We start from the raw sequence: 25,277 nt of genomic DNA, 5'->3' as shown, positions 1-25,277 counted from the left end.
CACTTTTACCAAGTTGAATTTTGGCAATAGTCCTAGCTATTACTTGCAACCCAACTTGTCAAAATCCTCACAAACTGCTTCGCAACTAAGCACCGCAAAATAATTTACGATGGGTATATGAGAAAGGATTATAGAAAAACCGGCAATACCTGAAAGAGTTTTTCAATCGTATAAATATGATCAAGATCAGTAATAGTGACAATAACGTGGTCTCCTGATTCAATAACATAGTGATCATGTGCGATTAACACGGTATCATTGCGAACGATAGCACTAATAATAATTGCTTTTGGTAGATTGAGTTCACTGATTTTTTTACCAACAATTGGTGAGCTATCAGCAGTACCGTGTACGACAATTTCGCAAGCTTCAGCATGACCGCCATAAAGTGAGTATATATTAAGCATATCCCCTTTGCGCAAATAGGTTTGAATAACTCCAATGGTAATCCTTTGTGGTGAAATCGCACGATCAATCGTGTGTGTTTCATCAACTAAAGCGGCATAGCTTAGGCTATTAACTAGAGCTATGGTGCTTTTAGCCCCCATTTTCTTAGCGAGCATTGCTGACATGATGTTGGCTTCGTCATCATTTGTTACTGCACAGAAAAGATCGGTATCATCAATGCTCTCGGCATTTAATAACTCAGCGTCTGATGCATCTCCTGAGAGTACAGTAGTATTGTTAAGCGTCTCGGCAGCTAAATGACATTTTTCATAATTACGCTCAATAATTTTGACTAGATAATCGTTTTCAAGCTTTTTAGCAAGTCCCATGCCAATGTTGCCACCGCCGGCAATAAAGAGTTTGCGACACGCAGTTTGCTGTGGTTGGAATTCGCGTAAAATTGCAGGGATATTAATACGCTCCGCAATAAAGAATACTTCATCTTCTTTTTGCAAAACCGTATCAGCTGAGATAAGCAAGTTTTGTTTTTTGCGATAAATAGCAACAACACGTGCGTCAATATCAGGGAGCTCTTGTCTGAACTCACGAATACTCATGCCGTGCAATGGAGAGTCTTCAGCAATTTCGCTACCTGCCAGTTGCAAACGCCCATTAGCAAAATCAACAATTTGGAAGCTGCCGGGATGTTCAACTAAACGCACTAGGCGTTGTGTGACTAATTCTGATGGGTTAATAATAAGATCAATTGGAATATTGTCATTATTAAAAATTTGTGGGTAACGCGCGTAGTTTTTGTTACGTAAACGCGCAATTTTAGTTGGAATTTTAAAAAGACTATATGCAATCTGACAGGATACGATATTCACCTCATCATTATTAGTAACTGCAATAATCATATCTGCGTCATTAGCCCCTGCTTCTTCAAGAATGTTTGGGTGCGATGCTGAGCCACAGATTGTTTTGACATCAAAGTGATTTTGAATATGTCTTAGGCGTTCTGCTCTTTCATCAACCACACTGATATTGTGATCTTTTTGTAAGTTTTTAGCCAATGAACTGCCGACTTGTCCGGCACCTAAAATAATAATTTTCATAATTTTTCCTGTGTTTTATGACTTTTCCATAACACTTCAGCATGCTGATCCAGTTGGTTAAAAAAGCGTGCCAGTACAAAAAGATAATCAGATAAACGATTCAAAAAACTTAAAATAAGTGGGTTATGTGCTTTCGTTTGATCTTGGATCAAGGCAACATAGCGGCGTTCAGCTTTACGCGCTATGGTGCGCGCTTGATGGCTTAAAGCCGCACACTTTGAGCCGCCGGGTAAAATAAACTCTTTCAAAGGTGGTAAAGACTTATTCCACTGATCTATTTGTGCTTCAAGCGTGGTAACAGCGTGATCTGTTAATTGACTGAATTCAGGAAAAGATAACTCACCACCGATATTAAATAAATGGTGTTGAATATTTTGTAGTTGATTATTTATCTTAGTATGATTTGAAAAGGCGACAATAACGCCAATAGCAGCATTTAATTCATCAATCTGACCAATGGTTTCAATAATCGGTGTGCATTTGTTAATGCGGACATTATCCGATAGAGCAGTTGTGCCTTTGTCACCAGTTTTTGTGTAAATTTTGGATAGTCTATAGCCCATGGATACTTCCTTTAACGTTTATTAAGTCCAATAATATAGACCTCTCGTGAGCGGGCACGGGAAGCATCAGGTTTACGAATAACGACTTTTTGAAAACGTTCTTGCGCTGCTTTTACAAAAGGGTCAAAGCCTTCGCCTTGGAAAACTTTAGCTAAAAAGTTGCCACGTGACTTTAATACACTATCGGCAAAATCAAGAGCCAATTCAACCAGATACATCGATCCGGCTTGATCCGTATTACGATTGCCACTCATATTCGGCGCCATATCGGAGATGACCCAGTCAATAGATTCACCTTCGGTTAATTGCATTAAAGCCTCATAAGGCTCATCCTCAGTAAAATCCCCTTGGATAAAGGTTACATCAGGCAATGGATCCATCTCTAAAATATCTAAGGCGAAAACTTTGCCTTGAACACCAACAAAATCAGTTAGAACCTGAGACCAACCACCAGGAGCAGCGCCCAGATCAACAATGGTCATGCCAGGTTTAAATAGTTTATCTTTTTGTTGTAATTCTATGAGTTTGTAGGCAGCACGTGATCTTAGGCCATCTTTTTTAGATTGGGCAACGTAGTGGTCATTATGATGCTCATCAAGCCAGCGTTTGCTGCTTTTGCTATGTTTGTTTTTGGACATTAACAAATAAATGTATCGTGCTGATTAGTGCTGCTAGTATATCATCTACTATCTAGGAAAATATACAGTAGCTTACTTTTTCATTTTTTGATGTAGAAAAGAAGTAATGATGATTTCGTCTTGATTTTTAATCCAATAAGAAATTAAAAAAGGGAAGTCACATATAATATATTCTCTTAACTTGGGAATCTCACTTACCATACGTGAGGCATGTTGGTTTAATGAAATATACTTTAAAGCGCTTTCAATACTGTCAATGAAGCGCATAGCCACGACTTCATCCACATATTTTAAATACCAATCAATATAGTCTTCAAAGTCGTTAAGCGCCTCAAGTGACCAGTTTATTTTTTGCATTTACTAAATACTCGTGAAACATCGTGTTCCGTTGCAATCTGAGCATTCTTGGCTTGTTGCAAGCCGAGTCTCATTTTTTCAAGTTGCCAATTTCGTAGCTCTTGTTGCCTGCCAAGCTCTGCCCAATATAGAATTTGTTGCGGTACTGTGCGATAGCCTTTTTCTGCAAAGCTTCTGGTTTCATTGACAAATTCTTCAGGAAGTCTTACTGATATAAACCCCATGATAAAGCTCCAAAATTTATCTCATGTCAAAAGATTAGAGCAAATTATCGCAATTTGCAAATTTCCTCTATAAGATTGTTTTAAATTCGCTAATAGGTTGCTTTTTTAGATGAGTTTATCATTGTGATAAAGGTTGAGCAACATCGAAAATCAAGGCAAAGTAAACAATAAAAACACTCAGAAGCACCATGCCATTAAATACACTGGTGCGTCGTGAAGTAAAGGTAACCAAAGCAATTAAAAATGTCAGCACCATAATTACGATAGAGGTATTGTTTAGTCCTAGGATTAGGGGTTGACCAAGAACAAGACTAATGACAAGTACCGATGGCACCGTAAGACAAATCGTGGCAACTGCAGAGCCCATGCATAGATTAATAGAGCGTTGTAATTGATTTTTATAAGCAGATTGAATGGCACTAACACCCTCTGGTGTTAAAACTAAAAGTGCGATAATAAATCCCCCTAGCTTACTAGGAAGGCCTGCTTCTTGAATGCTAAACTCAAGAAAGCTAGCAAGGTTTTTTGACAGCGCGATCATTACTATAAGCCCAAGAAGCAACATAATAACATGATAAAGTACTGAGCCCATTGGATTGTGATGCTCCTCATCATTATCCTGCTCGTTGTTATATTGAAAATAATCTTTATGTGTCACGGTTTGCTTGACCAAAAAAACTGTATAAAGAATAACACAGACAATAATGACAACAATTGATTGACTCAAATTAAATGTTCCAGCATCTGTGGCAACGGTGTAATTAGGTAGTATTAAACAGACCGTTAATAAAAGAATAAGTAAAGAAATATAAATACTAGCACCTTCGGTATTATACATTTGTGTATTATGTTTAATGCCGCCGGTTAACAGACTCAGTCCCGCAAAACCATTAACGGCGATCATAATCACAGCAAACATTGTATCTCTGGCAAGGGTCGGGTCACCTTTGCCAATAAGCATCATGGTGATAATTAATGCCACCTCAATCGAAATAACAGAAAGGGTAAGAATCAAGGTGCCATAAGGTTCACCAAATTTTTCTGCTAACCAGTCAGCATGTTTGACAACATTAAAGGCGCAAACGAGCATTACCACAAAGATAATAAAGGTTGTTGCAGCTGTTGCAAAGTGACTGATGTTATATGGAGTCAACCCTGAGAAAGTCATATTTAGTAAAACAAAGAGGATAATGGGCAAAATTACGCCATATTCAGTTTTAATAAGGCTTATTAGTTTGTACATTTTACCTCCTGTTTATTAAGTTGTTTAAAAATCATCTTTTCTGTATGGCTTCTCTTTCAATAAGCTTAAGACTAAAAGTCTATTGTTCATCGCAAGAAGTAGCTAAAAATTTAGGGGCGAGTCATCGGGTGATACCATACAACCTTTAGTCAATTACTTGCAAGCAGTTTTTAAAAGAAGCTGGTAGAAAGGCTATTTTATTAATAATCTGAAGCTTGATTAGTAATGAATGAAAAATAAGTGAAGTTTTATTACCCCTCACCCGCGCAGCAAAGCAGCACGACATCTACTTCAAGGGGAGAGATAATAGTAGATATAACTTATTTTTTAAAAGCGTTCAGCTGAAGCTTGTTGCCAATATTTAGCATATTGCATTGGCAGATTATTATCATCTAATAAGCTATCTTTTTTAAGATATTGATAAACTTCATCAAGTGATTGCACTGTTTTTTCATTAATGCGGCGTATGACACGTGAAGCAGAAAGCTCACTTGGATTCTTAAGTCCCATAGCACCAACAATTTCGGTAAAGCTTTTAACTGTGGCATCATGAAAGCGATATACACGCTGTTTTTTATCGTCAATATCTAGTGCTTTATACAATCGCGGATTTTGTGTAGCAACTCCTGTGGGGCACGTATTACGATTACATTGTTTAGACTGAATACAGCCTAATGATAACATCATTGCTCGTGCACTATTGATGACATCAGCACCCAGCGCAATTCGTTTGACCATATCAAATCCCGTGGCAGTTTTACCACTAGCAATAATACAAATATGTTCACGAATTCCAGAGCCAACAAGCGCGTTATGGGCAAACGCTAAGGCATCTTCAAGTGGTACACCGATATGATTGACATATTCTTCAGGGGCGGCCCCTGTGCCACCTTCAGCACCATCGATGGTAATAAAGTCAGGGAAAATTTGTGTTTTCAACATGGCTTTGCAAATAGAAAAGAACTCGGTTTTGCGTCCAATACACAGTTTAAAACCAATGGGTTTACCACCTGAGAGCTCTCGCAGTTTTTGCACAAATTGACATAGCTCAACAGGTGTCGAAAAAGCAGTATGCGCAGGTGGAGATAAAACATCTTCACCCATCGGCACATCACGAATTTTAGCAATCTCAGGGGTAAGCTTTTCCTTGGGTAAAACACCACCGTGGGCAGGCTTTGCTCCTTGTGAGAGTTTAATCTCAATCATTTTGATATCATCATATTGTGCCTGAGTAGCAAACTTTTCCGGATCAAAGTGGCCGTTTTTAGTTCTAAAGCCAAAGTAACCTGTACCAATCTGAAGACAAATATCACCACCTTGGCGATGGTATGTTGTTAATCCGCCTTCGCCAGTATTATGACAAAAACCACCAAGTTTAGCGCCTTTATTGAGCGCGATAATCGCATTTTTAGACAAAGCCCCATAACTCATGGCAGAAATATTTAAGCGTGATGAAATATAAGGCTTTGTACATTGATGATTGCCTATTTGAATTTTAGGGTCAACATCTTTTGGGTGAATGGGAGCAAGTGAATGCAAAACCCATTCATAGCCTGGTCGGTTAATATTCCGTTCGGTACCAAAGGGTAGGGTGTCCTCAATGCCTTTAGCGCGCTGATATACTAAAGAGCGTGTTTGTCGATCAAATGGCCGTTCACTTTCATCCGTAGCAACAAAATATTGCTGAATCTCAGGACGGAAAAACTCCAAGATAAAGCGCATATGCCCAAGTACGGGGAAATTGCGTAGTATAGTATGTTTTTTTTGTGTCACGTCATAAATTGCAACGATAATCAGAGCAATAATAACAATACTCATCGTGACCTCACTGTGCAATAAAGCTAAAAAAGCAAGAATGACGAGTAAGACAATACCAAATCCAATATACCATTTTCTACGTTCTGAAATATGAAACATAAATAGTTCCTTAGCGTTTAGTCCTATGCTCATAGAATAATAGTGAGAAATATGAGAAATTCAATTTAAAACTACCATTGCTATAACTTGTAACATAACTGTAACAATTGGCATTTATACTTAAACAGTATTTAATTAAGCAGGAAAAATAGGTTTTGCGGCGAAGTGGAGATAAAAATTTTTTGAGATTAGTGATAGCTTTAGCATCGCTAACGCTGATCATTTTTGTGTTACTGTTAATGAGCCTTGTTGTATTTAGCTGGCCAAGTATTCGTGAGTATGGCATTTCTTTTTTATGGACAGATGCTTGGAATCCAGTTACTGAGAAATTTGGTGCCTATTCAGTTATTATTGGTACTTTAGTGACATCTATTTTAGCTCTTGTGATTGCGGTGCCTTTTAGTTTAGGAGTTGCTCTTTTGATCGATGAGTTATTACCTCGGCGCATTGGTAGAATTCTTGCACGATTAATCGAGTTGATGGCTGGGATTCCCAGCATTGTCTATGGTATATGGGGACTGTTTGTGCTTTTGCCGTGGATTAAATCTATACAATTGAAATTGATGCCTTTATCTATGTCCTGGCAGGTTAAGTTTGCAGCTCTTGCCAAAAGTGGCTCATTCTGGGCACACTTTGAACCTTTGGTGATGTTCTTTATCAAAAGCTTACCAACTGGAAGTAGCATATTTGCCGCTAGCATTATCTTAGCTATTATGGTTATTCCTTTAATCTCATCGGTGATGCGTGATGTTATCAGTGCGATTCCGCAAGTAACAAAAGAGGCGGCATTTGGTATTGGTGCAACCAAGTGGGAAGTGACCAAAAATGTCATTTTTCCGTATGCATTGCCTGGCATGATGGGTGCAATTATTTTAGGGTTTGGACGTGCTTTAGGTGAGACGATGGCAGTGACCTTTGTTATTGGTAATGTGCATAGTTTACAGGGGTTATTCATGCCTAGTGCAACCATCTCATCTGCTATTGCCAATGAATTTAATGAAGCTTTGGGCACACTATACCCTGCGGCATTGGTCGAAACAGGTTTGATATTGTTTTTAATAACCTTGGTGGTTTTGGTAATATCACGTTTGGTGTTAAAACGTTATAAAGTGGGTGTGGCATAATGAATACGATTGGACAAGTTGCACTTAAACGACGTATTAAATCAAATATATTTGTATCTCTTTGCTGGCTAAGTGCAATCATTAGTGTGTTTTTCTTATGTAGTATTTTGTATGAGTTGGTGATGCGTGGTATGCATAGCTTTAGCGGTTATATCTTCACGCACGATACTAGAGAGCTAGGACTTAGAAATGCTATCGTTGGCTCGTTGATGTTAACGATTGGTGCAATAGTGATTGCGACACCGATTTCGATTTTAACGGCAACTTTCTTTGTTGAGTTTCGACAGTTTAGACGAACGATTAAAGTTTTACGTTTTATCAATGATATGATGTTAAGCACACCATCGGTCATTGTAGGTTTATTTATCTATACACTTATTGTAGTTAATACTAGCTTTTCAGGTTATGCCGGAATTATTGCTTTGGCGGTTATTGCCATGCCGATGATTACGCGTGCTGCTGAGGATGTTTTATATCTTGTCTCCCCCATGCTAAAAGAATCAGCGATTGCTTTAGGTGTTTCAAAGTGGCGTGTGATTGTAATGATTGGGTTTCGCTCAGCAAAGACAGGACTCATTACTGCAGTAGTGTTAGCTACGGCAAGAGTGATGGGAGAAAGTGCACCTTTATTATTTACTTCGGCGAAAAACAGCTTTTTAAGTTTCAATATGGGGCAAGCAATTGAGAGTTTACCAGTGATGATTTTTGAAAATGCAATGCAGCCTTATCCGGAGTTTCAACAAGTAGCATGGACTGCAGCTCTTATCATCACTGTATTAGTATTAGTGATGAATTTAACGGCGCGTTGGATTGCAAAAGATAAATAACACGTAAATAATAAGAGATGAAGATGCAACAATCTATAGAGTTTAAAAATTTAGAAAACAAAGCAAAATCTCAAATTGATAATACCCAATTTGAGTCACACAGGAGGGTGTTAAATTTGCCAAATCAGCAATACTTAGCGGTGAAAAATCTTAACTTTTATTATGGTGACAGCAAGACATTACATGATATTAATGCAAGCTTTGCGCAAAATAAAATTACTGCCTTGATTGGACCTTCAGGTTCCGGGAAATCGACTTTGCTTAGAACTTTAAATCGTATTTATGAGCTGTATCCCAAGCAAAAAGCAACAGGGCAGATTTTGTTACAAGGACAAAATGTTTTAGAAAAAAATATTGATTTAAATCAATTACGTAAAGAAATTGGGATGGTTTTTCAAAAGCCAACACCTTTCCCGATGAGTATTTTTGATAATATTGCATTTGCCATTAAGCTACATGAGAAGCTAGCTAAAGCTCAGGTGCAACAGCGTGTAGAAGAGGCATTAAAGCAGGCAGCCTTGTGGGATGAGGTTAAAGATAAATTACAACAACAAGGCACACGACTCTCAGGTGGGCAACAACAACGGCTATGTATTGCACGGACGTTGGCGGTGAAACCTAAAATTTTGTTGTTGGATGAGCCTACTTCAGCATTAGATCCCATTTCAACAAAGAAAATAGAAAGGTTGCTGACGGAATTAAAGACTCAATATACCATTGTCATGGTGACACATAATTTAAAACAAGCTGAACGTTTATCGGACAGCACAATGTTTATGATCAATGGCGAGCTTGTCGAGTATGCCCCAACTGATGTATTCTTTAATACACCAAAAGATCCACGAACGGTTGATTATATTCATAATGAATAATGATTTTAAAACTCAAAAGGTAAGGATAAATCAATGAAGTTAGCAAAATACAGTAAAATGAAAAAAACGGTGATGGTTGCTGCTTTGACAGGAACTGCTGCTATTGTATTAACCTTAGCAGGGTGCAGTGAAAAAGCGCATGAAAGTGATGGTAAATCTACATCAAATCAATCAGTGATTATGGGTTCAGGCTCAAGTTTTATCTATCCTGCGATGTCACGCTGGGCAAATGAATATTATAATCAAACAGGTGTGAAAATAAATTATCAACCGATTGGTTCAGGTGGTGGACAACGTCAAATTTTTGCAGGTACTGTAAACTTTGCAGCGTCAGATCAACCATTGAATAATGCTGAACTTAAAAAATATAGCCTACTGCAGTTCCCAGCAATTGTTGGTGGTATTGTGCCGGTAATTAACATTCAAGGTATTAAAACGAATGAACTTGTTTTAAATGGTAAAGTATTGGCGAATATTTATTTGGGCAAAATTCAATATTGGGATGACCCAGCAATTGTTGCTTTAAACCCAAAACTACATTTGCCACATAATGCGATCATAACAGTGCATCGAGCAGATGGTTCAGGTACAACATATAATTTTACGCAATATTTAGCATCAGTTGACCCTCTATGGCGAAAGCAAGTGGGCGTTGATACTTCAGTGCAATGGCCTGTAGGAATTGGTGCCAAAGGTAATCAAGGAGTGGCCGCACAAGTGCAACAAGTAAGTGATAGCATTGGCTATGTTGAATATGCTTATGCCAAAACTGCCAATATTCCAACAGTTAAACTAATCAACCAGAATGGGCGAACAGTAACGGCAGATTTAAATAGTTTTGCAAGCGCTGCAAAATATGCATCATGGCAGGCAAAGAATAATTATAACCTGCTATTGATTAATCAGCCGGGTGATAATAGTTGGCCGATTGTTGCAACAACATTTGTATTATTACCAGAGAAAGCAAAACAGGGTATCAATCAGGATATCAAGCAGTTTTTTAGCTTTGCCTATTCTGAAAAAGGGGATCAAATTGCTAAGAAACTTGATTATGTTGGTATTCCACAAAATGTGGTTGCAGATATTAAAGTCTATTGGGACAAAGTATAGGTAAGGCGATTAAATATGCTTGAAGTTTTAAACTAGAAGTCTAAAGCCCCAAGCATAAAGTGTTAATTAGATTACCCAGTTGTTAAGTTATAGACCACGTTTGCTAAGCTTTGTAGTTGTAGCTTCTTAGCAAAGAGTATGTCCCCCGTTTTGTATTAAAGTGGGCGTTTTAGCTCAAATCTTTATTTATTATTTCCCTAATTTTTATGTGTTATTTCCTACACACATTTAAGTAAATTTGCCATAGAAGATTAAAGTTTTTTCACTACACTTAGTCTTGCAGAAGTAGCACTGCATCAAGTGTTATTGATGAAAAAAATATAAAACCCCGAAATATTTATATGTTTAATTATAATAAGAAATAAAAGAGGTGATTCTATGAATTGTTTAGATAAAGATTCAGTAAAACAACAAGTAATGTATCAATTAAGATGCCATCAATCTCCAGCGCTTGTGGCAATGATATTACATTTATCGTACACTTATGTGTGTCAAGTGCAAAAAGAGCTTAGTGTCGAAAAGGAGATTAATTAACGTGAAATTGATGCTCAGCATAGCGCGAATAGGAGCTGAGCCTCATATAGGCATCGCTTGGGTATTTTTGTTTTGTGTGATCAAAAACACCTGCATGAATATGCAAGCTGCCGATATTCTAAAAACATATTTAAAGCACCAATCCAGCGATAAGCGCTGACAAAAAACTAACCATAGTGGCGCCAAATACCAAGCGCCAGCCATGGCGTGAGACAAATTTAGCGCGCTCACCATTTAATGCAGCAACGGCACCAACGATAATGCCAATTGAGCCAAAGTTGGCAAATGACACTAAAAAAATGGAGATAATGGCAATGCTGTGCGTTGAGAAATGTGCTAGTTGATCTTTTAACGATAACATGGCAACAAATTCATTGGAAACTAGTTTGGTTGCCATAATACCACCGGCTTCAACGATTTCATTACTTGGAATGCCAAGAAGCCAAGCAATTGGGGAGAAGACATAACCTAATAATGTTTGGAAAGTAATACCAAAAATACCATTAAAAATGCCATTTAGCATGGCAAGTAGAGCGATAAAACCAATGAGCATCGCACCAACAATAATGGCGACTTTAAAACCATCGAGAATGTACTCACTTAGCATTTCAAAGAATGCTTGTTTTTTATCAGCATGTAGGCTCATATCTTCAAAGCTTTGCTCTTGTGCATAGTCATACGGATTTAAAATATGTAAAACAATAAAGGTACTAAGCATATTTAAGATCAATGCCGCAATAATATATTTAGAATCAAGAATCTGCATATATGAGCCGACGATACCAAGTGAGACAGTTGACATTGCCGTGGCTGCCATTGTGTACATTCTACGTTCTGAAATCTCGGATAGAATGTTCTTATAGGCGATAAAGTTTTCTGATTGCCCTAAAATTAGCGAGCTTAATGCGTTAAAAGACTCAAGTTTGCCCATGCCATTGATCTTGGATAAGATCCAGCCACCACCGCGAATAATAAGCGGTAACACTTTGAGATATTGCAAGATACCAATTAAAGCAGACACCAAAACAATCGGCATTAATACATTAAAGAAGAACACGAAACTGTCAGGCACAACCGAGCCAAACACAAATTTAGTCCCTTGCATTGCGTATTGCATCACATAGTCAAATCCACTTGATATAACATTGATGATATCAGCACCAGCCGCTGATTGTAATAAGAAATAAGCAACGATGATCTCGATAATAATCAGTTGTATAATAAAGCGTAATTTAATATTTTTACGGTTCATGCTAGCAAAATATAAAATGATAGCAAGAATGATTAATGCGAGTAAAAAGTGCAAAATTTTTAGCATTGTATGGTGATTCCCTCTTTTAGTTGAATTTAGGCAAACGGGCGCATCTTAATACTTTTGGATTAAAATGTCATGTAATTTAGGAATTTCAAATTGAAGCAATTGACCAACTAGAGCAAACCATTTACCATTGTCTATCATTTTGTTTTATAGATAATAATTGCTTCATGTACATCACACTTTTTATAAAAAAAGATTGCCCGTATTCGCACAGTGCACGCATTGCTTTGGAAGAGAAACGCATGAGTTTCAAAGTTGTTGAATTGGATGAAACCATTGATAAGGAAATGATTTTATCTTTAAACCCCGAGGGGACACTACCAATTTTAAAAGAGCGTGATTATGTCATTTATGATCCTGAAGTGGTGATGCTTTATATCGATGAGCGTTATCCCGCACCGTCATTATTGCCAAACTATCCCGTTGAGCGTGCGCGTACGCGCTTAGCAATGACGCGTATTGATCGTGAGTGGTATTCGCTGCTTAATTTTATTTTGTGTGGCACTGATCAGAAAAAGGTTGAGGAGGCTAAAATTGCATTGGTTGATAGTTTCAGAGCAATTGAACCAATCTTCTCAGAAAATGAATTTTTTATGTCAGACTCAATGACTTTAGCGGATTGCTCGCTGGCGTCATTATTACATGCTTTGCCTTCGCAAGGTATTCCATTGGATGAGTCATTAGGGGATATTACCAAATATGCTGAGCGTATTTTTGCACGTGAGTCATTTCAGCGTACTTTACCAAAACAGGTTAAGAAAGTTTACCGCCGTCACTAGGAGTTAATAGTATGTGGGCAGATCATGCCATTAATTATTTATTTTTCGTGCTCGAAGCCGCGACGATTGTTATTGCAATTGTTATTGCTTTTGGATTTGTCTTAGCCTTGTCGCTAAAGGGCAAAGCAAGCAATAAAAAAGGGCAGCTTATCATTAAGTCATTAAATGAAGTTTACCAACAGCGTCAAGAGCAGTTAGCGCGTGAAGTATTGAGTAAATCAGCATTTAAAAAAATGCATAAGGCAAATCAAGAGAAGCGAAAGCTTGTGCAAAAAGCTCAAAGTGATGAGCTTAATAAGGTCTTTGTTATTGACTTTAATGGTGATATTAAGGCTTCTCAAAGTGAAGCCTTAGCGGAAGAGATCAATGCTATTTTGCAGATTGCTCACAAAAATGATGAAGTGGTCATCCGCTTGGAAAGCCCAGGAGGTGCTGTCAATGGTTATGGTTTGGCAGCAGCACAATTAGCGCGCATCAAAGAAGCAAACCTTAAATTAACAGCAGTGATTGATCAGGTGGCTGCCAGTGGTGGTTATATGATGGCATCGGTTGCTGATACGATTATTGCCTCACCTTTTGCGATTGTTGGGTCCATTGGTGTGGTGGCGCAATTGCCAAATATTCACAGATTTCTCACAGATAAGGGTGTTGATGTTGAGTTGCATACTGCGGGTAAATATAAGCGTACCTTGACGGTTTTAGGTGAAAATACTGATGAAGGGCGTGAGAAGTTTAAAGAAGAACTTGAAGTTGTGCACAAACTCTTTAAAGAACATATTGCTCATTTTAGACCGAATTTGGATATTGAGAAAGTAGCAACTGGCGAATATTGGTTTGGGCAATCAGCCCTTGAGCTTAATTTGGTGGATGTGCTTAAGACAAGTGATGCCTATTTATTAGATAAATATCAATCTGGATCATTGAAGCTATTCCATATTGAATACAAAACAAAAAAATCGAAACTATCCAGTATGTGTCATAGTGTGTTAAAACTCTTCCAACGTGTTGGACCATGAGCGTCAATAGATGTCTGATATTGACCTAAGTGTTTTCCACACTGATTTTATTGCGCAAATTAGAGTCTTTTTAGCGCAAAATCGCCTAGCACATGGCATCTTATTGAATAATATTGATCATTTGTCACTTGAGCCATTACTGACTAAAATTACTGCTATTTTATTACAGCGTGATATAGCTGATGAGTTGGCTACAGCAGCTGATGTTTTTTATCTAAAGTCAGACGATGGACAAATCAAGATTGATCAAATCAAAAATCTGTTAGAAGGTATTTATCTGACAAGTCATGGCGCTAAAGCCAAGGTGATTATCCTTTGTCCATTGGAAGCCTTAAATGCTTCAGCCGCCAATGCCTTATTAAAGAGCTTAGAAGAACCCCCAGAGAATACTTATTTTCTGATGACAACCAATCAATTGCGGTGGATAATGCCAACATTGCGCTCGCGTGTGCAGGTATTTGATCTGGCATTGACACTGGAACAAAAAAAAGCGTATTTAGCGCAAAAATATCAAATGAATGATGAAGATGTTGCCAAAGCATTAGCCATTAGTAAGGCAGATCTTCAGGTTATTGATCGGATTAAGACGGATAAAGGTTTCTGGCAACTGCGCAAAGAGCTGATGCAGGTGATTCAGCAGCAACGATCACCTTTAGGATTAACAATCGATATCAATGCCTATTATCAGGACGCAATTTATTGGTTATCAAGCTTGTTGATTGATGCTTATTATTATCGATTCAACATATCACGCACTACATTAATACAAGATCAAAAGGATTTATTAGAAAATCTGGTTAATCGTTATGATCATATGGCTTTGTACGGATTTTATCAGCATCTGTTAAAGCTCAAAGCCTATGAAGGTAAACACTATAATGTCAATAAGCAGTTAGCCATTGAGAGTTTTTTGATAGAGTTGAGCGTGTAACTTAAGAGCAATTATTTTGGCTAAGACTAAATATTCACCCACAAGTGCTTCCCGTACCCTGAGCGTAAGTCGAAGCGATGCACTGAGCATCAGTCGAAGTGGGGAAGCTTGGGAAAATCACACTTCATAGAGGCTTCGACACTGAACACAGCAAAATGATTTACAAGCGGTATATGGTCATAGCCATTATTTTTTATGCTCAATATGCTTAGCAAGAAAAATGCCTTGCCCGACCACAAATACAACTGTAATGCCAAGCATACCAAAGAGCTTAAAGTCAACCCAGATATCCGTTGAAAAGCTATAAGCCACAAATAGATTAATCGCACCTAAAAACAAGAAGAATACCCCCCAGATATTATTAAGACGCTTCCAGATTTTTTGAGGTAGTTCAACGCTTTCCTCCATTAGGCGTTGAATAATTGGTTTTTGCATCAAATAAGTTGAGAATATAAAGATCACGCCAAATAACCAATTGACAATTGTGACTTTCCATTTGATGAGTGCTTCATCATGGAAATAAACGGTTGCTCCGCCTAAGATGAGGACTAAGACAAACGTCACAACATGCATCATTGATACTTTGCGATAGCGCACGATTTCATAGGCAAGCTGAATCGCTGTGGCAATAATAAGTGCGATAGTGGCGGTATAGATATCATACATTTTGTAAACGACAAAAAAGATGATAATAGGGAAAAAGTCAAAAAGCAGTTTCTTCATGTTCTCTCCAGAGAGGGTTAGTGATACACTTAGCACAAATTTTTGGATCAGTATAAAGTAAGAAGCTGCTATGAGCCAATACATTGAAATAAATCCTTACTCTTCGAATAAGGCGGTATTAGCAGAAATTGTTAATGCCTTGAAAGATGGTAAGGTCATTGCCTATCCAACAGACTCAGGCTATGCCTTAGGATGCAAAATGGGATTGAAAAAACCACTGCAGCAAATAAAGAAGATTCGTCATTTGGACGATAAGCATAATTTTACACTTATTTGTCGTGATTTATCTGAGATCGCGCAATATGCTAAGGTGGATAATAGTGCTTATCGTTTATTAAAAAGGGCAACCCCTGGAGGGTATACGTTTATTTTGCAAGCAACAAGTAAAGTGCCAGGGTTAATGCTTAATAAAAGCAAAAAAACCGTTGGTATTCGTGTGCCTGATCATCCGGTGCCATTGATGTTAACTGAAGCTCTAGGTGAGCCATTATTGAGTACGACCTTTATTTTGCCAGATCAGGATAATGCACTTGTTTATAGTGAAGACTTTGCCAATGAGACGTGTGCGCAGATGATTGATTATATTTTAGAGTCAGACTATTGCGGTTATGAGCCGACAACAGTGATTGATATGACCGAAGTCCCTGCGGAAATATTGCGTGTTGGCAGTGGTGATACCAGTATATTTGAATAATTTAGGAAGAAAATGCAGGATCAATATTATAGTATTATTAATGAACACTTATTACAGCCATTTGATTTGAATTTGGAAAAGTTAAAATCTCAACTTAATCTATTAAGTCAAAAGCAGATTGATTTTGGTGATTTATATTTGCAAAAAATCATCTCTGAGAGCTGGATGTTGGATGACGGTGTGGTCAAACATGGTAGTTTTGGCATTGAACAAGGTATTGGTGTTAGAGCCGTTTTTGATGGAGAAACTGGATTTGCTTATGCTGATGATTTGCATCTAAACACGATTGAGAAACTCATTAAAACCGCGCTTTACTTATTAAAAGACAGTGCCAATCCCTACAAGGTTGAGAAACTCAACACACCACACACTATTCGTCATTATCCGGCACTATCTCCATTGGATAGCATGCCTGCGGAAGATAAAATTGCACTATTGCATCAAATTAAGACTTATGCTAAATCATTAGATAGTAATATTGAGCAAGTCGCGGTTTCGATTGCGTCGAATATGGAAATGGTGTTGATCTTAAATACCGATGGCTTATGTGTGATGGATGTCAGGCCCTTGGTACGTATGAATGTCAGTTTGATTATGGTTGCTGATGGGACAAAAGAGTGCAAACGCGAAAGCTTTTCAGCCGGTGGTGGTGGACGCTATGACTATCATTACTTCACTGAGCATAATCTATGGAAATCGTATGTTGATGAGGCTTATCATGGAGCTAAAACAAACCTTGACGCAAAGCCAGCGCCCAGTGGTAAAATGCCAGTCGTTCTTGGTGCGGGTTGGCCCGCGGTACTCTTGCATGAAGCTGTAGGACACGGGCTGGAAGGTGACTTTAATCGCAAAAAAAGCTCACACTTTTCTGGTAAGATCGGGCAAAAAGTTGCCTCAGAGAAATGCACTGTTATTGATGAAGGATGTATTGCCAATCGCCGTGGCTCCCTTAATTTTGATGATGAGGGTATGCCAACTCAAAGAACCGTACTGATTGAAAACGGTATTTTAAAAGGTTATATGCATGATAGAATTTCAGCTAAAGCTTTTGGCGTGCCAGTAACTGGTAATGGTAGAAGACAGTCCTATGCACATCTACCACTGCCTAGAATGACTAACACTTATATGTTGCCAGGAATGGATGAGCTTGAACAGATGATTGAAAGTATTGATTACGGGATTTATGCTACCCATTTTAATGGTGGACAAGTTGATATTACTTCAGGGCAATTTGTGTTTGTGATGGATCAGGCATATTTGATTAAACATGGTAAAATCATGTATCCAGTAAAAGGTGCATCTTTGATTGGTCACGGTCCGGAAGTTATGCAAAAAATCTCGATGGTGGGCAGTGATTTTGCCTTAGATAAAGGCATTGGTGTATGCGGTAAGGATGGGCAGTCCATACCTGTAGGTGTTGGGCAAGCTAGTTTAAAAATCGATGAAATTACCGTTGGTGGTTGTGAATAATCTTCTTTTTAAATGACTAATTAGTGCCATGTGGGATTGATAAGACATAAATTTAGATAAATGGATGATATTAAAAGTATGAAGCAAGATCAAAGAGCAGAAGGCGTAAATGAAGCAAAAGAAATAAGTAGGGAAGAAAATAAAAAAGCTAGAAAAGCTAAAAAAGCAATATTGTTGGTTAATTTAGGAACGCCAGATTCATATCAAGTCAAAGATGTTCGCAAATATTTGAAAGAGTTTTTGTCTGATCGGCGTGTAATTGAAGCATCCCCTTTATTTTGGCAGCCGATTTTACGATTATTTGTTTTACCATTTCGCTCGCCTAAAACTGCTAAGCTTTACCAAAAAATTTGGTTTGAGGATAAACAGTTTTCACCATTGATGTACTACACGCAATCTCAGGCATGTAAGCTTGCCGATAAGTTAGGTAATCATATGATGGTTGACTTTGCAATGCGCTATGGTGAGCCATCGATTAAAGCAAAGATTGAAGCTTTGAGTATTCAAGGGGTTACTGAAATTACTATTGTGCCACTTTACCCGCAGTACTCAGCAACAACAACAGCTTCAGTTTATGATGAGGTTTTCCGTGTGCTGCAAACGATGCGTTATCAGCCAAATATTGTCGGTATTGCTCCGTATTATCAGCATCCTGCCTATATCGAGGCATTAAAGAAAAGTGTTATAAACCATCTAGCAACTATCGATTTCACGCCAGATATTTTGTTATTGTCATTTCACGGTATTCCACTGGAATGTGTGCAAAAGGGTGACCCTTATCAAATGCATTGCTTACGAACGTTTGAGCTACTTAAAAGTGCCCTTAGTGAAACAAAACTAAATATTCAAATGTCTTTTCAGTCTCGTTTTGGACCTAAAGAATGGCTTAAACCATACACAACGGAGGTATTAGCAAATCTTGCCAAAGAGGGTAAAAAAAATGTGTTAGTGATGGCGCCGGGATTTGCAGCTGATTGCTTGGAAACACTGGAGGAGTTAAGAGAAACAGAGTATGAGACATTCTTAAATGCCGGTGGTGGGCATTATGCCGTTATTCCATGCTTGAATGATCGTGATGGGCATATTGAGATGTTAAAAACCATTATTGGTGAGTAATACCAATGACGTCTTACAAACCAGAAGTTCTTCTTTGGTTTCGCCAGGATTTAAGAATTATCGACAATCCAGCGCTTAATGCAGCACTAACAAACGGTGTGGTTTTACCGATTTATATTGTTGATAATAATGATGCACAAGACTGGCAAATCGGTGCTGCAAGCAAAGTATGGCTTCATTATGCATTACAATCCTTAAATCAGACACTCAATAACCGACTGCAATTTTTTATAGGGGATCCTTGTGAGATTATTGCAGCGCTTACGCATCGCTATAACGTGAAGCAAGTATTTTGGAATCGCTTATATGCACCATGGCAAGTTGCGCGAGATAAAAAAATCAAGGCACAACTAAAAGCACAAGCAATAGAGGTGCATAGTTTTAATAGTAGTTTATTGTGGGAGCCGTGGGAAGTATTAAAGAGTAATGGCGAGCCCTATAAAATCTTTAGTTCCTTTAAGCGTCAAGCATTGCAAGTAATGCCACCAAGAGCACCGTTGGATGGGGGTAAAGAGATACATAACTGCTTGACCGAAGTTAATGTCAGCAACAGTAATTTAGCAGATTTGAACTTATTGCCTCAACATCACTGGGCAAAGGATGTATTAGATAATTGGCAAATTAGTGAGAAAGCGGCGCATCATTATTTGGATAGCTTTATTGAGCACTCTTTAAATGATTACCAAAATAATCGCAATATTCCAAGCTTAAGTGCTACGTCTAAGCTCGCGCCGTTTTTACATTTTGGGCAAATCTCACCACATATTATTTGGGACAAACTACACCAGACAGAGTGTGATAATAAGCAGAGCTATTTATCAGAGATTATATGGCGTGAATTTAATTACGCCTTACTTTATCATTATCCACAATTGAGTGATCACAATTGGCAGCAAAAGTTTGATCATTACCCATGGCAAGACGATCAGGCGCTATTAATAGCATGGCAGCAAGGTCAAACAGGTGTTCCAATTGTCGATGCGGGAATGCGTGAGCTTTGGCAAACGGGATTTATGCATAATCGCGTGAGAATGATTGTCGCTTCATTTTTGACAAAGAATTGTCATATTCATTGGCGCCATGGTGCTAAGTGGTTTTGGGATTACTTATTTGATGCGGACTTAGCTAACAATAGTGCCAATTGGCAATGGGTTGCCGGCAGTGGTGCCGATGCGGCACCTTTTTTTCGCATTTTTAATCCAGTCACCCAAGGGCAAAAGTTTGATGGCGATGGTGAGTATATTCGTCGCTATCTACCTGAATTGAGTCAACTCCCTAATAAGTATTTGTTCTCACCGTGGTTGGCACCGGAGAGTGTTTTAAAACAAGCTGGTATCACTCTTGGTGAAGATTATCCTTATCCAGTTGTTGATCTTAAAGTTTCGAGAGAGGAGGCTTTGGCTTACTATAAAAATTTGTAGTTTTAGCGTGTTTAAAAGTCTATTTGTGAAATAAAAAAGTGCATTATTATTTTTTTAAAGCTCAAAGTAGTTATGCAGCGGCTTGCCGCTTAAGTACCATGGGTTTAGCCCGTGGGTATCTATAATTAGCTTAGGATTGCCTCATTAAAATTTAGCGCTTAAAATTTTATCTAAAAACATGTGATGTTAAATAATTTGCTAGATATTATTCCAATTTTTAATGAGGTTGCTTGGACTTATCCTTAAATCATTTGTTCATTTGCCATAAAAACAGTACACTGGCGACTTCAAAATATGACTAGATGAAAAAGGATAAAAGATGATTCCTACACCTCATATTGAAGCAAAAAGCAAAGATGATTTTGCCAAAACCATAATCATGCCAGGTGACCCGCTGCGCGCTAAGCTTATTGCTGAAACATATCTTAAAGATATTAAGTTAGTCAATAGTGTACGTAATATGCTTGGATTTACGGGGACGTATAAAGGGAAAAAGTTAACGATTATGGCACATGGTATGGGAATGCCAAGTGCTGGAATATATACGGCTGAATTATTTAATCACTATGATATTGATCAAATTATTCGTATTGGTTCATGTGGCTCTTATGTGCCGGAGATTAATGTATATGATGTGCTATTAGTTACTGAAAGCTATTGCGAGTCTGACTATGTTGAGATCGTGACAGGGGAAATAACCAGGGTAGTAAAGCCAGACGCTGAATTAACAGCACATATTGCAGTAACAGCGGATAAATTAAATTTATCTGTGACACAAGTAAAGGTACATTGCAGCGATGTTTTTTATCGCAAAAACTTTGATGATTATATTAATATTTATAATGACCATGGTTGTAAAGCTGTCGAGATGGAGACGGCAGCAATTTTTGCCAATGCTAAAGCCTATGGTAAAAAAGCAGCTTGTCTTTTAACCGTATCAGATTCATTGGTGACGAAAGAGGTTACCACTAGTCAGGAGCGTCAAAATTCATTTACTAAAATGATTGAAATCGCCTTAGCAAGTGTGTAAGGCTATACTACCCTTTCTAGCATTTTTTAAAAAAGCAACTATTCTTAGCCGTGTAGGTTCGCAGATATTAACATAGGAGAATAGTGATGAAGTGTTGCAAACAATCAGGTTCAATCATCGGCTGCTTAGTGATAGGAATTATATTAGTTATCTTGAGTATTGTGTTGATTATTGGTGCATTTAGTTGGTTTCCGCCGGCACATAGTCTATATGATTTGAGTGAATCTGTTATCACTGGAATGTTAGGATGTGCAAGTTTAATCATTGGTGCAATTTTTATTGTTGTTGGAATTGTTCTTAATAAAATTGAAAAAAATAGCCAATAGCATTTACTTATATCATTCGTTATGCCGACATAGCTCAGTTGGTAGAGCAATTGATTCGTAACCAATAGGTCAGCAGTTCAATTCTGCTTGTCGGCACCATTTATTTCTGTAAAAACAATTTGAGCTTCTTGTCATAGATGATTATGTTGCATTGTATTAATACGCTATCAAATGAGCGTTTTCTTTTTGTGTCAATGTTTATTGTTGACTAGAATTAGTGGAAACACAGGATATTATGATAATTATAAAAATGGTGGGTCGTGCAGGATTCGAACCTGCGACCAATTGGTTAAAAGCCAACTGCTCTACCGACTGAGCTAACGACCCAAAGACAGGGCACATTATAGGGAATATGGAGTCAATTGCAATATGAAGATGAAAAAAAATGGCAAAAAGGGCAAAAATAATAAGCGTGTCCGAAATCTAGGCTTCAGCCTAATAGAAGGGATGATTGTCATTGCAGTTATGGCAATTGTTATAGCAGTTGCGGTGCCTTTGATGGTTGGTACTTTTGGACGCGCTAATTCAGAAATTTATTTAGATAAAGTTAAAGCGGCTTTAGAGTTAGGCAGAATCACCGCAATGTCAGAAGCAACTTCTGTATTTCTATGCCCTAGTAGTGATGGTGCTACGTGTGCGACAGTACCAGCAAGTAACTGGGGTAATAATCGCTTGATTTTATTTACAAGCTCAGATGGAGTTTCTACTGATGTTGATCGCATAATTACAACGATTGAACCTCCAACCACAGGAGAATATATGTCAAGTAGCAATGGTGACACAGTGGAGTTTAGACCCAATGGGTTATCCTCAACTGCTGTATCTTTATTTTATTGTGCTATTGTTGATGGACAAGGTGCAGGACGTTATGATCGGGAGGTAGTGATTAATATGATTGGTAGAATTCGGCTTGATATTTATAGTGATTCACAAATCTGCCCTTAAGGTTATTAATGCAATTGACAGACCAGCTCAGTTAATGCTTGCTCTACATCACCTTCTTGAATCCCTTTAACGAGTAAATCAATGGCAAAGCATTGATTAAAAAGCTTAGCATAATGGTGTTGACTAAATTGCTTAGATAGACGCGCATAAGCGGGTTGTCGTGCTTTCCAGATATTATTGCGGATAAAGGTTTGTTGCTGTTGTTGTGGTGTTTGTGTACTTAAGTTATAGCAAATGCGTAGTTCCTTTAAAAGTGCCCAAAGAATAATGGCATTTTCAACCCGCTCTTTGAATAGATGCTGTAATATCACCAGTGAGCGATTCATGTTTTGTTCAATTAGGCTTTGTGCTAAATCAAACACATCATAATTCATCGCATTCGATAAATACTCAGTGAGTGTCTTATCATCAAAATGTGTTTGTGGTTGATGCTGCAATAAAGTAATCATTTGATTGGCGGCAAACAGATTACCTTCGGTTTTTTGTGCTAAAAGCATGAGCGCATCTTCAGTTAATGTGATTGGTTGATTTAGAGAATTCAGCTCAAGTTTAATGAGTTTAATCGCCTCGTGAATACTAACTGGCCATACTTGGATATATAAAGCCTCTTGAGCAATTAATTGAAACCATTTGGTTTTTTGTTGCGCGCTTGTCAGATCATCAAATATCAACAAGAAGCGATCACTTTGTGAGATGTTGTTAAGGCAATCAACAAGCAGTTTTTGTGCATTCTTATCAGGTGCTTTAGTGATGGTTAATTGTAGTAAGCGCTCTTTGGCAAACAGGCTAAAGCTATTAAAATTACTTTGCAAGAAGTCATATTGCTGATTGATGATTTGTGTGCGCAGAGTCTCAAAGTTCTGTGCTTTATATTTGGCATTGATTTTTTCAATAAGTTTGTTTTTTTGATAAGGTTCTTTGCCGGTGATGACATAGCAAGGAAAATCTTTTTTTTCAATGGCTTTTAGAGCCTCTAGATAGTTGGTTGCTTTGATCATTGTTTTTATCTTTATCTTATCTTTCTCTTATCTTTGACATTGTGGGCAATAGAACGTATTTCGTTGATTGATAACAATCGACTCAATAGGTGCTAAGCAGATCTGACACGGTTGATCTTTTTGCCCATAAACTTGTAAAGACTGAGCAAAATAGCCAGGTTTACCGGTGGCATTTTTATAGTCTTTCAAGGTCGTGCCACCGGCTTTAATTGCTTGAAGCAAAGTGGATTGGATGGCATTGACAAGCTTGTTTATCTCATTTTTTGTTAAGGTGTTAGCAGGTTTCAATGGCGAAATACCAGTTTTAAATAGACTTTCACAAGCATAGATATTACCAACACCAACGACGATTTTGTTATCCATAATCACACTTTTTATCGCTTGTGTACGTGCTTTAAGTACGCGTTGCAAATAGCTACTATTAAAGTGTTGCGTTAATGGTTCAGGACCATAATTTAGAAAGTATTTGTGCTCTAAAGGGTTACTGTCGGTAATATCCCAATAACCAAAGCGTCGTGGATCATGATAAAAGATTGTCTGACCGTCATCTAATTGCAAGATAATATGATCATGCTTTTTATGTTGATACATATTACTATCAATGATTTGTAAAACGCCTGACATGCCAAGATGAATAATTAAGCTATAATCATCTAATGCAATAATCAAGTGTTTGCCGCGTCTTGAGATATCACGAATGCTTTGATGAGTGATTTTCTGACTAAGCTTAGGATCTAGTGGGTAGCGTAATTTATCAATATAGGTATGGGCTTTTATAATCTTGCGCTTTAAACAATATAAGCTAAGACCATTTTTAACCGTTTCAACTTCAGGTAGTTCAGGCATTTTTCTTTTGACCTATTTTGCTTTCGCTACCATTGATAAGACGTTTGATATTTTCGTGGTGGCGTAAGATCACAATAATAGCAATAATGATAAACGGCAGTGCGCTTTGAAAGCTAAAGATAAAAATCACACAAATAGCAGAAACTACTGTGGCAACTAATGCAGAGAGTGAAGAGTATTTGGTGATTAAAGCGCATATCACCCATGTGGCAAGAAAGATAATACCAATCAACCAATAAAACCCAAGAATGACGCCAATTAAAGTGGCAACGCCTTTACCACCTTTAAATCCAAAGAACACGGGAAATATATGCCCAATGACTGCAGCAAGTGCGACATAACCAGTTTCAGTTGCGTTCAGATGTAAAGCATGGGCAATAAGTACTGGAATGATGCCTTTAAGTGCATCACCTAAAAGGGTAATTGCGGCTGCCTTTTTGCCGCCTAGGCGTAAGACATTAGTCGCCCCTGGGTTACCTGAACCAATACTGCGCGGTGAAGGTAACCCCATAAGCTTACAGGTGATAATTGCACTGTTAATTGAACCGAATAAGTAGCCAATGATAAGCATTAAAATAAGTATCATGATTTTATAATGTATGATTTAAACTGCCCATGAGTTTCTGAATTTTTGCGTGTTAAGTCAAGTGCTTATTAGATAAGTCAGCAGCTCCCGCTGTGTTTTTTATTGTTGATAGCCTTAATAGGTGCTTTTTGAAAAAAATAAAATGCTCTGCCATCTTTAACAGCATT

General features: G+C 37.9%; 27 protein-coding genes and 2 tRNA genes. 16 read left to right on the top strand and 13 right to left on the bottom strand.

The window, feature by feature from the left end; genetic code table 11:
* Nucleotides 1-128 precede the first annotated feature (128 nt).
* The 7 genes from trkA to DNK85_RS02960 form a co-directional block, all read right to left on the bottom strand.
* A complete protein-coding gene (gene trkA, locus DNK85_RS02990; RefSeq protein ID WP_119328101.1) occupies nt 129-1,502 on the bottom strand; it encodes a Trk system potassium transporter TrkA in 1,374 nt (457 codons plus the stop codon).
* Complete coding sequence (locus DNK85_RS02985) at nt 1,499-2,065, bottom strand: cob(I)yrinic acid a,c-diamide adenosyltransferase (RefSeq protein ID WP_119328100.1); 567 nt, start codon at nt 2,063-2,065, stop codon at nt 1,499-1,501. Before DNK85_RS02985 ends, trkA begins: the two co-directional genes overlap by 4 nt.
* A gap of 11 nt (nt 2,066-2,076) precedes the next feature.
* Complete coding sequence (gene rlmE / locus DNK85_RS02980; protein ID WP_119328099.1) at nt 2,077-2,703, bottom strand: 23S rRNA (uridine(2552)-2'-O)-methyltransferase RlmE; 627 nt, start codon at nt 2,701-2,703, stop codon at nt 2,077-2,079.
* A gap of 72 nt (nt 2,704-2,775) precedes the next feature.
* Entirely contained in the window at nt 2,776-3,060 is a 285-nt protein-coding gene (locus DNK85_RS02975; protein WP_119328098.1) for a type II toxin-antitoxin system RelE/ParE family toxin, read from the bottom strand.
* Nucleotides 3,048-3,284 (bottom strand): hypothetical protein, encoded by a 237-nt coding sequence (locus DNK85_RS02970; RefSeq protein WP_119328097.1) that lies wholly within the window; start codon nt 3,282-3,284, stop codon nt 3,048-3,050. The genes DNK85_RS02975 and DNK85_RS02970 overlap by 13 nt, the downstream gene beginning before the upstream one ends.
* 118 nt (nt 3,285-3,402) lie before the next feature.
* The gene (locus tag DNK85_RS02965) at nt 3,403-4,527 is read right to left on the bottom strand and encodes a calcium:cation antiporter (RefSeq protein WP_119328096.1); all 1,125 of its coding nucleotides are present in this window, start codon (nt 4,525-4,527) and stop codon (nt 3,403-3,405) included.
* A gap of 327 nt (nt 4,528-4,854) precedes the next feature.
* A complete protein-coding gene (locus tag DNK85_RS02960) occupies nt 4,855-6,444 on the bottom strand; it encodes an FMN-binding glutamate synthase family protein (RefSeq protein ID WP_119328095.1) in 1,590 nt (529 codons plus the stop codon).
* A gap of 191 nt (nt 6,445-6,635) precedes the next feature.
* On the opposite strand from DNK85_RS02960, the gene pstC reads away from it, so the two are divergent.
* The 5 genes from pstC (at nt 6,636) to DNK85_RS11500 (ending at nt 10,911) form a co-directional block, all read left to right on the top strand.
* The gene (pstC, locus tag DNK85_RS02955; RefSeq protein WP_235842363.1) at nt 6,636-7,568 is read left to right on the top strand and encodes a phosphate ABC transporter permease subunit PstC; all 933 of its coding nucleotides are present in this window, start codon (nt 6,636-6,638) and stop codon (nt 7,566-7,568) included.
* Nucleotides 7,568-8,395, top strand: coding sequence for a phosphate ABC transporter permease PstA (gene pstA, locus DNK85_RS02950; protein WP_119328094.1), 828 nt, complete (start codon nt 7,568-7,570; stop codon nt 8,393-8,395). The genes pstC and pstA overlap by 1 nt, the downstream gene beginning before the upstream one ends.
* A gap of 23 nt (nt 8,396-8,418) precedes the next feature.
* The gene (gene pstB, locus DNK85_RS02945; RefSeq protein WP_119328093.1) at nt 8,419-9,267 is read left to right on the top strand and encodes a phosphate ABC transporter ATP-binding protein PstB; all 849 of its coding nucleotides are present in this window, start codon (nt 8,419-8,421) and stop codon (nt 9,265-9,267) included.
* Nucleotides 9,268-9,300: 33 nt separating this feature from the next.
* A complete protein-coding gene (pstS, locus tag DNK85_RS02940) occupies nt 9,301-10,377 on the top strand; it encodes a phosphate ABC transporter substrate-binding protein PstS (protein ID WP_119328092.1) in 1,077 nt (358 codons plus the stop codon).
* A 378-nt stretch (nt 10,378-10,755) separates the two neighbouring features.
* Nucleotides 10,756-10,911, top strand: a complete 156-nt coding sequence (locus DNK85_RS11500) for a hypothetical protein (protein ID WP_162896489.1) — start codon at nt 10,756-10,758, stop codon at nt 10,909-10,911.
* 130 nt (nt 10,912-11,041) lie between these two features.
* On the opposite strand, the gene DNK85_RS02935 is transcribed toward DNK85_RS11500, so the two are convergent.
* On the bottom strand, nt 11,042-12,229 hold the full coding sequence (locus DNK85_RS02935; RefSeq protein WP_119328091.1) for a NupC/NupG family nucleoside CNT transporter: 1,188 nt from the start codon (nt 12,227-12,229) through the stop codon (nt 11,042-11,044).
* A 167-nt stretch (nt 12,230-12,396) separates the two neighbouring features.
* Between DNK85_RS02935 and DNK85_RS02930 the strand changes: the two genes are divergently transcribed.
* Genes DNK85_RS02930 through DNK85_RS02920 form a run of 3 tightly spaced genes read left to right on the top strand, consistent with a single transcriptional unit; the run spans nt 12,397 to nt 14,955 of the window.
* Nucleotides 12,397-13,008 carry a glutathione S-transferase N-terminal domain-containing protein gene (locus tag DNK85_RS02930; RefSeq protein ID WP_119328090.1) on the top strand — a complete coding sequence of 204 codons (612 nt, stop codon included), beginning with the start codon at nt 12,397-12,399 and terminating at the stop codon, nt 13,006-13,008.
* Between the two features lie 11 nt (nt 13,009-13,019).
* Nucleotides 13,020-14,024 (top strand): protease SohB, encoded by a 1,005-nt coding sequence (gene sohB / locus DNK85_RS02925; protein WP_119328089.1) that lies wholly within the window; start codon nt 13,020-13,022, stop codon nt 14,022-14,024.
* Between the two features lie 10 nt (nt 14,025-14,034).
* Nucleotides 14,035-14,955, top strand: a complete 921-nt coding sequence (locus DNK85_RS02920) for a DNA polymerase III subunit delta' C-terminal domain-containing protein (RefSeq protein WP_119328088.1) — start codon at nt 14,035-14,037, stop codon at nt 14,953-14,955.
* A gap of 186 nt (nt 14,956-15,141) precedes the next feature.
* Here DNK85_RS02920 and DNK85_RS02915 read toward each other — a convergent pair whose 3' ends face one another.
* Nucleotides 15,142-15,678, bottom strand: coding sequence for a septation protein A (locus DNK85_RS02915; protein ID WP_119328121.1), 537 nt, complete (start codon nt 15,676-15,678; stop codon nt 15,142-15,144).
* Nucleotides 15,679-15,748: 70 nt separating this feature from the next.
* On the opposite strand from DNK85_RS02915, the gene DNK85_RS02910 reads away from it, so the two are divergent.
* The 7 genes from DNK85_RS02910 to DNK85_RS02880 all read left to right on the top strand — a co-directional run bounded on the left by DNK85_RS02910 (nt 15,749) and on the right by DNK85_RS02880 (nt 21,834).
* Nucleotides 15,749-16,372: an L-threonylcarbamoyladenylate synthase gene (locus DNK85_RS02910; RefSeq protein ID WP_119328087.1), complete on the top strand. Its 624-nt coding sequence runs from the start codon at nt 15,749-15,751 to the stop codon at nt 16,370-16,372.
* A gap of 12 nt (nt 16,373-16,384) precedes the next feature.
* Nucleotides 16,385-17,842, top strand: coding sequence for a metalloprotease TldD (gene tldD / locus DNK85_RS02905; RefSeq protein ID WP_119328086.1), 1,458 nt, complete (start codon nt 16,385-16,387; stop codon nt 17,840-17,842).
* Nucleotides 17,843-17,920: 78 nt separating this feature from the next.
* Nucleotides 17,921-18,958: a ferrochelatase gene (gene hemH, locus DNK85_RS02900; RefSeq protein ID WP_119328120.1), complete on the top strand. Its 1,038-nt coding sequence runs from the start codon at nt 17,921-17,923 to the stop codon at nt 18,956-18,958.
* Nucleotides 18,959-18,963: 5 nt separating this feature from the next.
* Complete coding sequence (locus DNK85_RS02895) at nt 18,964-20,379, top strand: cryptochrome/photolyase family protein (RefSeq protein ID WP_119328085.1); 1,416 nt, start codon at nt 18,964-18,966, stop codon at nt 20,377-20,379.
* A 319-nt stretch (nt 20,380-20,698) separates the two neighbouring features.
* Entirely contained in the window at nt 20,699-21,409 is a 711-nt protein-coding gene (gene deoD / locus DNK85_RS02890) for a purine-nucleoside phosphorylase (RefSeq protein WP_119328084.1), read from the top strand.
* A gap of 86 nt (nt 21,410-21,495) precedes the next feature.
* The gene (locus DNK85_RS02885; RefSeq protein ID WP_119328083.1) at nt 21,496-21,735 is read left to right on the top strand and encodes a hypothetical protein; all 240 of its coding nucleotides are present in this window, start codon (nt 21,496-21,498) and stop codon (nt 21,733-21,735) included.
* 23 nt (nt 21,736-21,758) lie between these two features.
* Nucleotides 21,759-21,834 (top strand) — tRNA-Thr (locus DNK85_RS02880).
* Nucleotides 21,835-21,986: 152 nt separating this feature from the next.
* On the opposite strand, the gene DNK85_RS02875 is transcribed toward DNK85_RS02880, so the two are convergent.
* Nucleotides 21,987-22,062: transfer RNA gene (locus DNK85_RS02875), tRNA-Lys, on the bottom strand.
* Nucleotides 22,063-22,104: 42 nt separating this feature from the next.
* Between DNK85_RS02875 and DNK85_RS02870 the strand changes: the two genes are divergently transcribed.
* Nucleotides 22,105-22,680: a GspH/FimT family pseudopilin gene (locus tag DNK85_RS02870; RefSeq protein WP_119328082.1), complete on the top strand. Its 576-nt coding sequence runs from the start codon at nt 22,105-22,107 to the stop codon at nt 22,678-22,680.
* Between the two features lie 5 nt (nt 22,681-22,685).
* On the opposite strand, the gene holA is transcribed toward DNK85_RS02870, so the two are convergent.
* From holA to plsY, 3 genes are read right to left on the bottom strand one after another with little or no spacing between them, the layout of a single operon-like run.
* Nucleotides 22,686-23,678 (bottom strand): DNA polymerase III subunit delta, encoded by a 993-nt coding sequence (holA, locus tag DNK85_RS02865; RefSeq protein WP_119328081.1) that lies wholly within the window; start codon nt 23,676-23,678, stop codon nt 22,686-22,688.
* A 27-nt stretch (nt 23,679-23,705) separates the two neighbouring features.
* Nucleotides 23,706-24,524, bottom strand: coding sequence for a bifunctional DNA-formamidopyrimidine glycosylase/DNA-(apurinic or apyrimidinic site) lyase (gene mutM, locus DNK85_RS02860; RefSeq protein ID WP_119328080.1), 819 nt, complete (start codon nt 24,522-24,524; stop codon nt 23,706-23,708).
* On the bottom strand, nt 24,517-25,110 hold the full coding sequence (plsY, locus tag DNK85_RS02855; protein ID WP_119328079.1) for a glycerol-3-phosphate 1-O-acyltransferase PlsY: 594 nt from the start codon (nt 25,108-25,110) through the stop codon (nt 24,517-24,519). Before plsY ends, mutM begins: the two co-directional genes overlap by 8 nt.
* Between the last annotated feature and the right edge of the window lie 167 nt (nt 25,111-25,277).

The sequence above is a fragment of the Cysteiniphilum halobium genome (genome assembly GCF_003574425.1).
In the GTDB taxonomy this organism is placed as follows: Bacteria; Pseudomonadota; Gammaproteobacteria; order Francisellales; family Francisellaceae; genus Caedibacter; species Caedibacter halobius.
Note: the sequence above shows the minus strand (reverse complement) of the source record. Positions and strands in the feature narration are given on the sequence as shown.

Bases quoted from the DNA above. Each gene is read 5' to 3' on its own strand.
- DNK85_RS02960 (WP_119328095.1), bottom strand. From the start codon at position 6,444: ATGTTTCATATTTCAGAACGTAGAAAATGGTATATTGGATTTGGTATT.
- DNK85_RS02935 (WP_119328091.1), bottom strand. From the start codon at position 12,229: ATGCTAAAAATTTTGCACTTTTTACTCGCATTAATCATTCTTGCTATC.
- DNK85_RS02985 (WP_119328100.1), bottom strand. From the start codon at position 2,065: ATGGGCTATAGACTATCCAAAATTTACACAAAAACTGGTGACAAAGGC.
- DNK85_RS02885 (WP_119328083.1), top strand. From the start codon at position 21,496: ATGAAGTGTTGCAAACAATCAGGTTCAATCATCGGCTGCTTAGTGATA.
- DNK85_RS02920 (WP_119328088.1), top strand. From the start codon at position 14,035: ATGTCTGATATTGACCTAAGTGTTTTCCACACTGATTTTATTGCGCAA.
- pstB (WP_119328093.1), top strand. From the start codon at position 8,419: ATGCAACAATCTATAGAGTTTAAAAATTTAGAAAACAAAGCAAAATCT.
- holA (WP_119328081.1), bottom strand. From the start codon at position 23,678: ATGATCAAAGCAACCAACTATCTAGAGGCTCTAAAAGCCATTGAAAAA.
- DNK85_RS02910 (WP_119328087.1), top strand. From the start codon at position 15,749: ATGAGCCAATACATTGAAATAAATCCTTACTCTTCGAATAAGGCGGTA.
- DNK85_RS02930 (WP_119328090.1), top strand. From the start codon at position 12,397: ATGTACATCACACTTTTTATAAAAAAAGATTGCCCGTATTCGCACAGT.
- DNK85_RS11500 (WP_162896489.1), top strand. From the start codon at position 10,756: ATGAATTGTTTAGATAAAGATTCAGTAAAACAACAAGTAATGTATCAA.
- DNK85_RS02970 (WP_119328097.1), bottom strand. From the start codon at position 3,284: ATGGGGTTTATATCAGTAAGACTTCCTGAAGAATTTGTCAATGAAACC.
- deoD (WP_119328084.1), top strand. From the start codon at position 20,699: ATGATTCCTACACCTCATATTGAAGCAAAAAGCAAAGATGATTTTGCC.
- DNK85_RS02895 (WP_119328085.1), top strand. From the start codon at position 18,964: ATGACGTCTTACAAACCAGAAGTTCTTCTTTGGTTTCGCCAGGATTTA.
- sohB (WP_119328089.1), top strand. From the start codon at position 13,020: ATGTGGGCAGATCATGCCATTAATTATTTATTTTTCGTGCTCGAAGCC.
- pstA (WP_119328094.1), top strand. From the start codon at position 7,568: ATGAATACGATTGGACAAGTTGCACTTAAACGACGTATTAAATCAAAT.
- rlmE (WP_119328099.1), bottom strand. From the start codon at position 2,703: ATGTCCAAAAACAAACATAGCAAAAGCAGCAAACGCTGGCTTGATGAG.
- hemH (WP_119328120.1), top strand. From the start codon at position 17,921: ATGAAGCAAGATCAAAGAGCAGAAGGCGTAAATGAAGCAAAAGAAATA.
- DNK85_RS02965 (WP_119328096.1), bottom strand. From the start codon at position 4,527: ATGTACAAACTAATAAGCCTTATTAAAACTGAATATGGCGTAATTTTG.
- tldD (WP_119328086.1), top strand. From the start codon at position 16,385: ATGCAGGATCAATATTATAGTATTATTAATGAACACTTATTACAGCCA.
- mutM (WP_119328080.1), bottom strand. From the start codon at position 24,524: ATGCCTGAACTACCTGAAGTTGAAACGGTTAAAAATGGTCTTAGCTTA.
- DNK85_RS02870 (WP_119328082.1), top strand. From the start codon at position 22,105: ATGAAGATGAAAAAAAATGGCAAAAAGGGCAAAAATAATAAGCGTGTC.
- plsY (WP_119328079.1), bottom strand. From the start codon at position 25,110: ATGATACTTATTTTAATGCTTATCATTGGCTACTTATTCGGTTCAATT.
- pstS (WP_119328092.1), top strand. From the start codon at position 9,301: ATGAAGTTAGCAAAATACAGTAAAATGAAAAAAACGGTGATGGTTGCT.
- DNK85_RS02975 (WP_119328098.1), bottom strand. From the start codon at position 3,060: ATGCAAAAAATAAACTGGTCACTTGAGGCGCTTAACGACTTTGAAGAC.
- DNK85_RS02915 (WP_119328121.1), bottom strand. From the start codon at position 15,678: ATGAAGAAACTGCTTTTTGACTTTTTCCCTATTATCATCTTTTTTGTC.
- trkA (WP_119328101.1), bottom strand. From the start codon at position 1,502: ATGAAAATTATTATTTTAGGTGCCGGACAAGTCGGCAGTTCATTGGCT.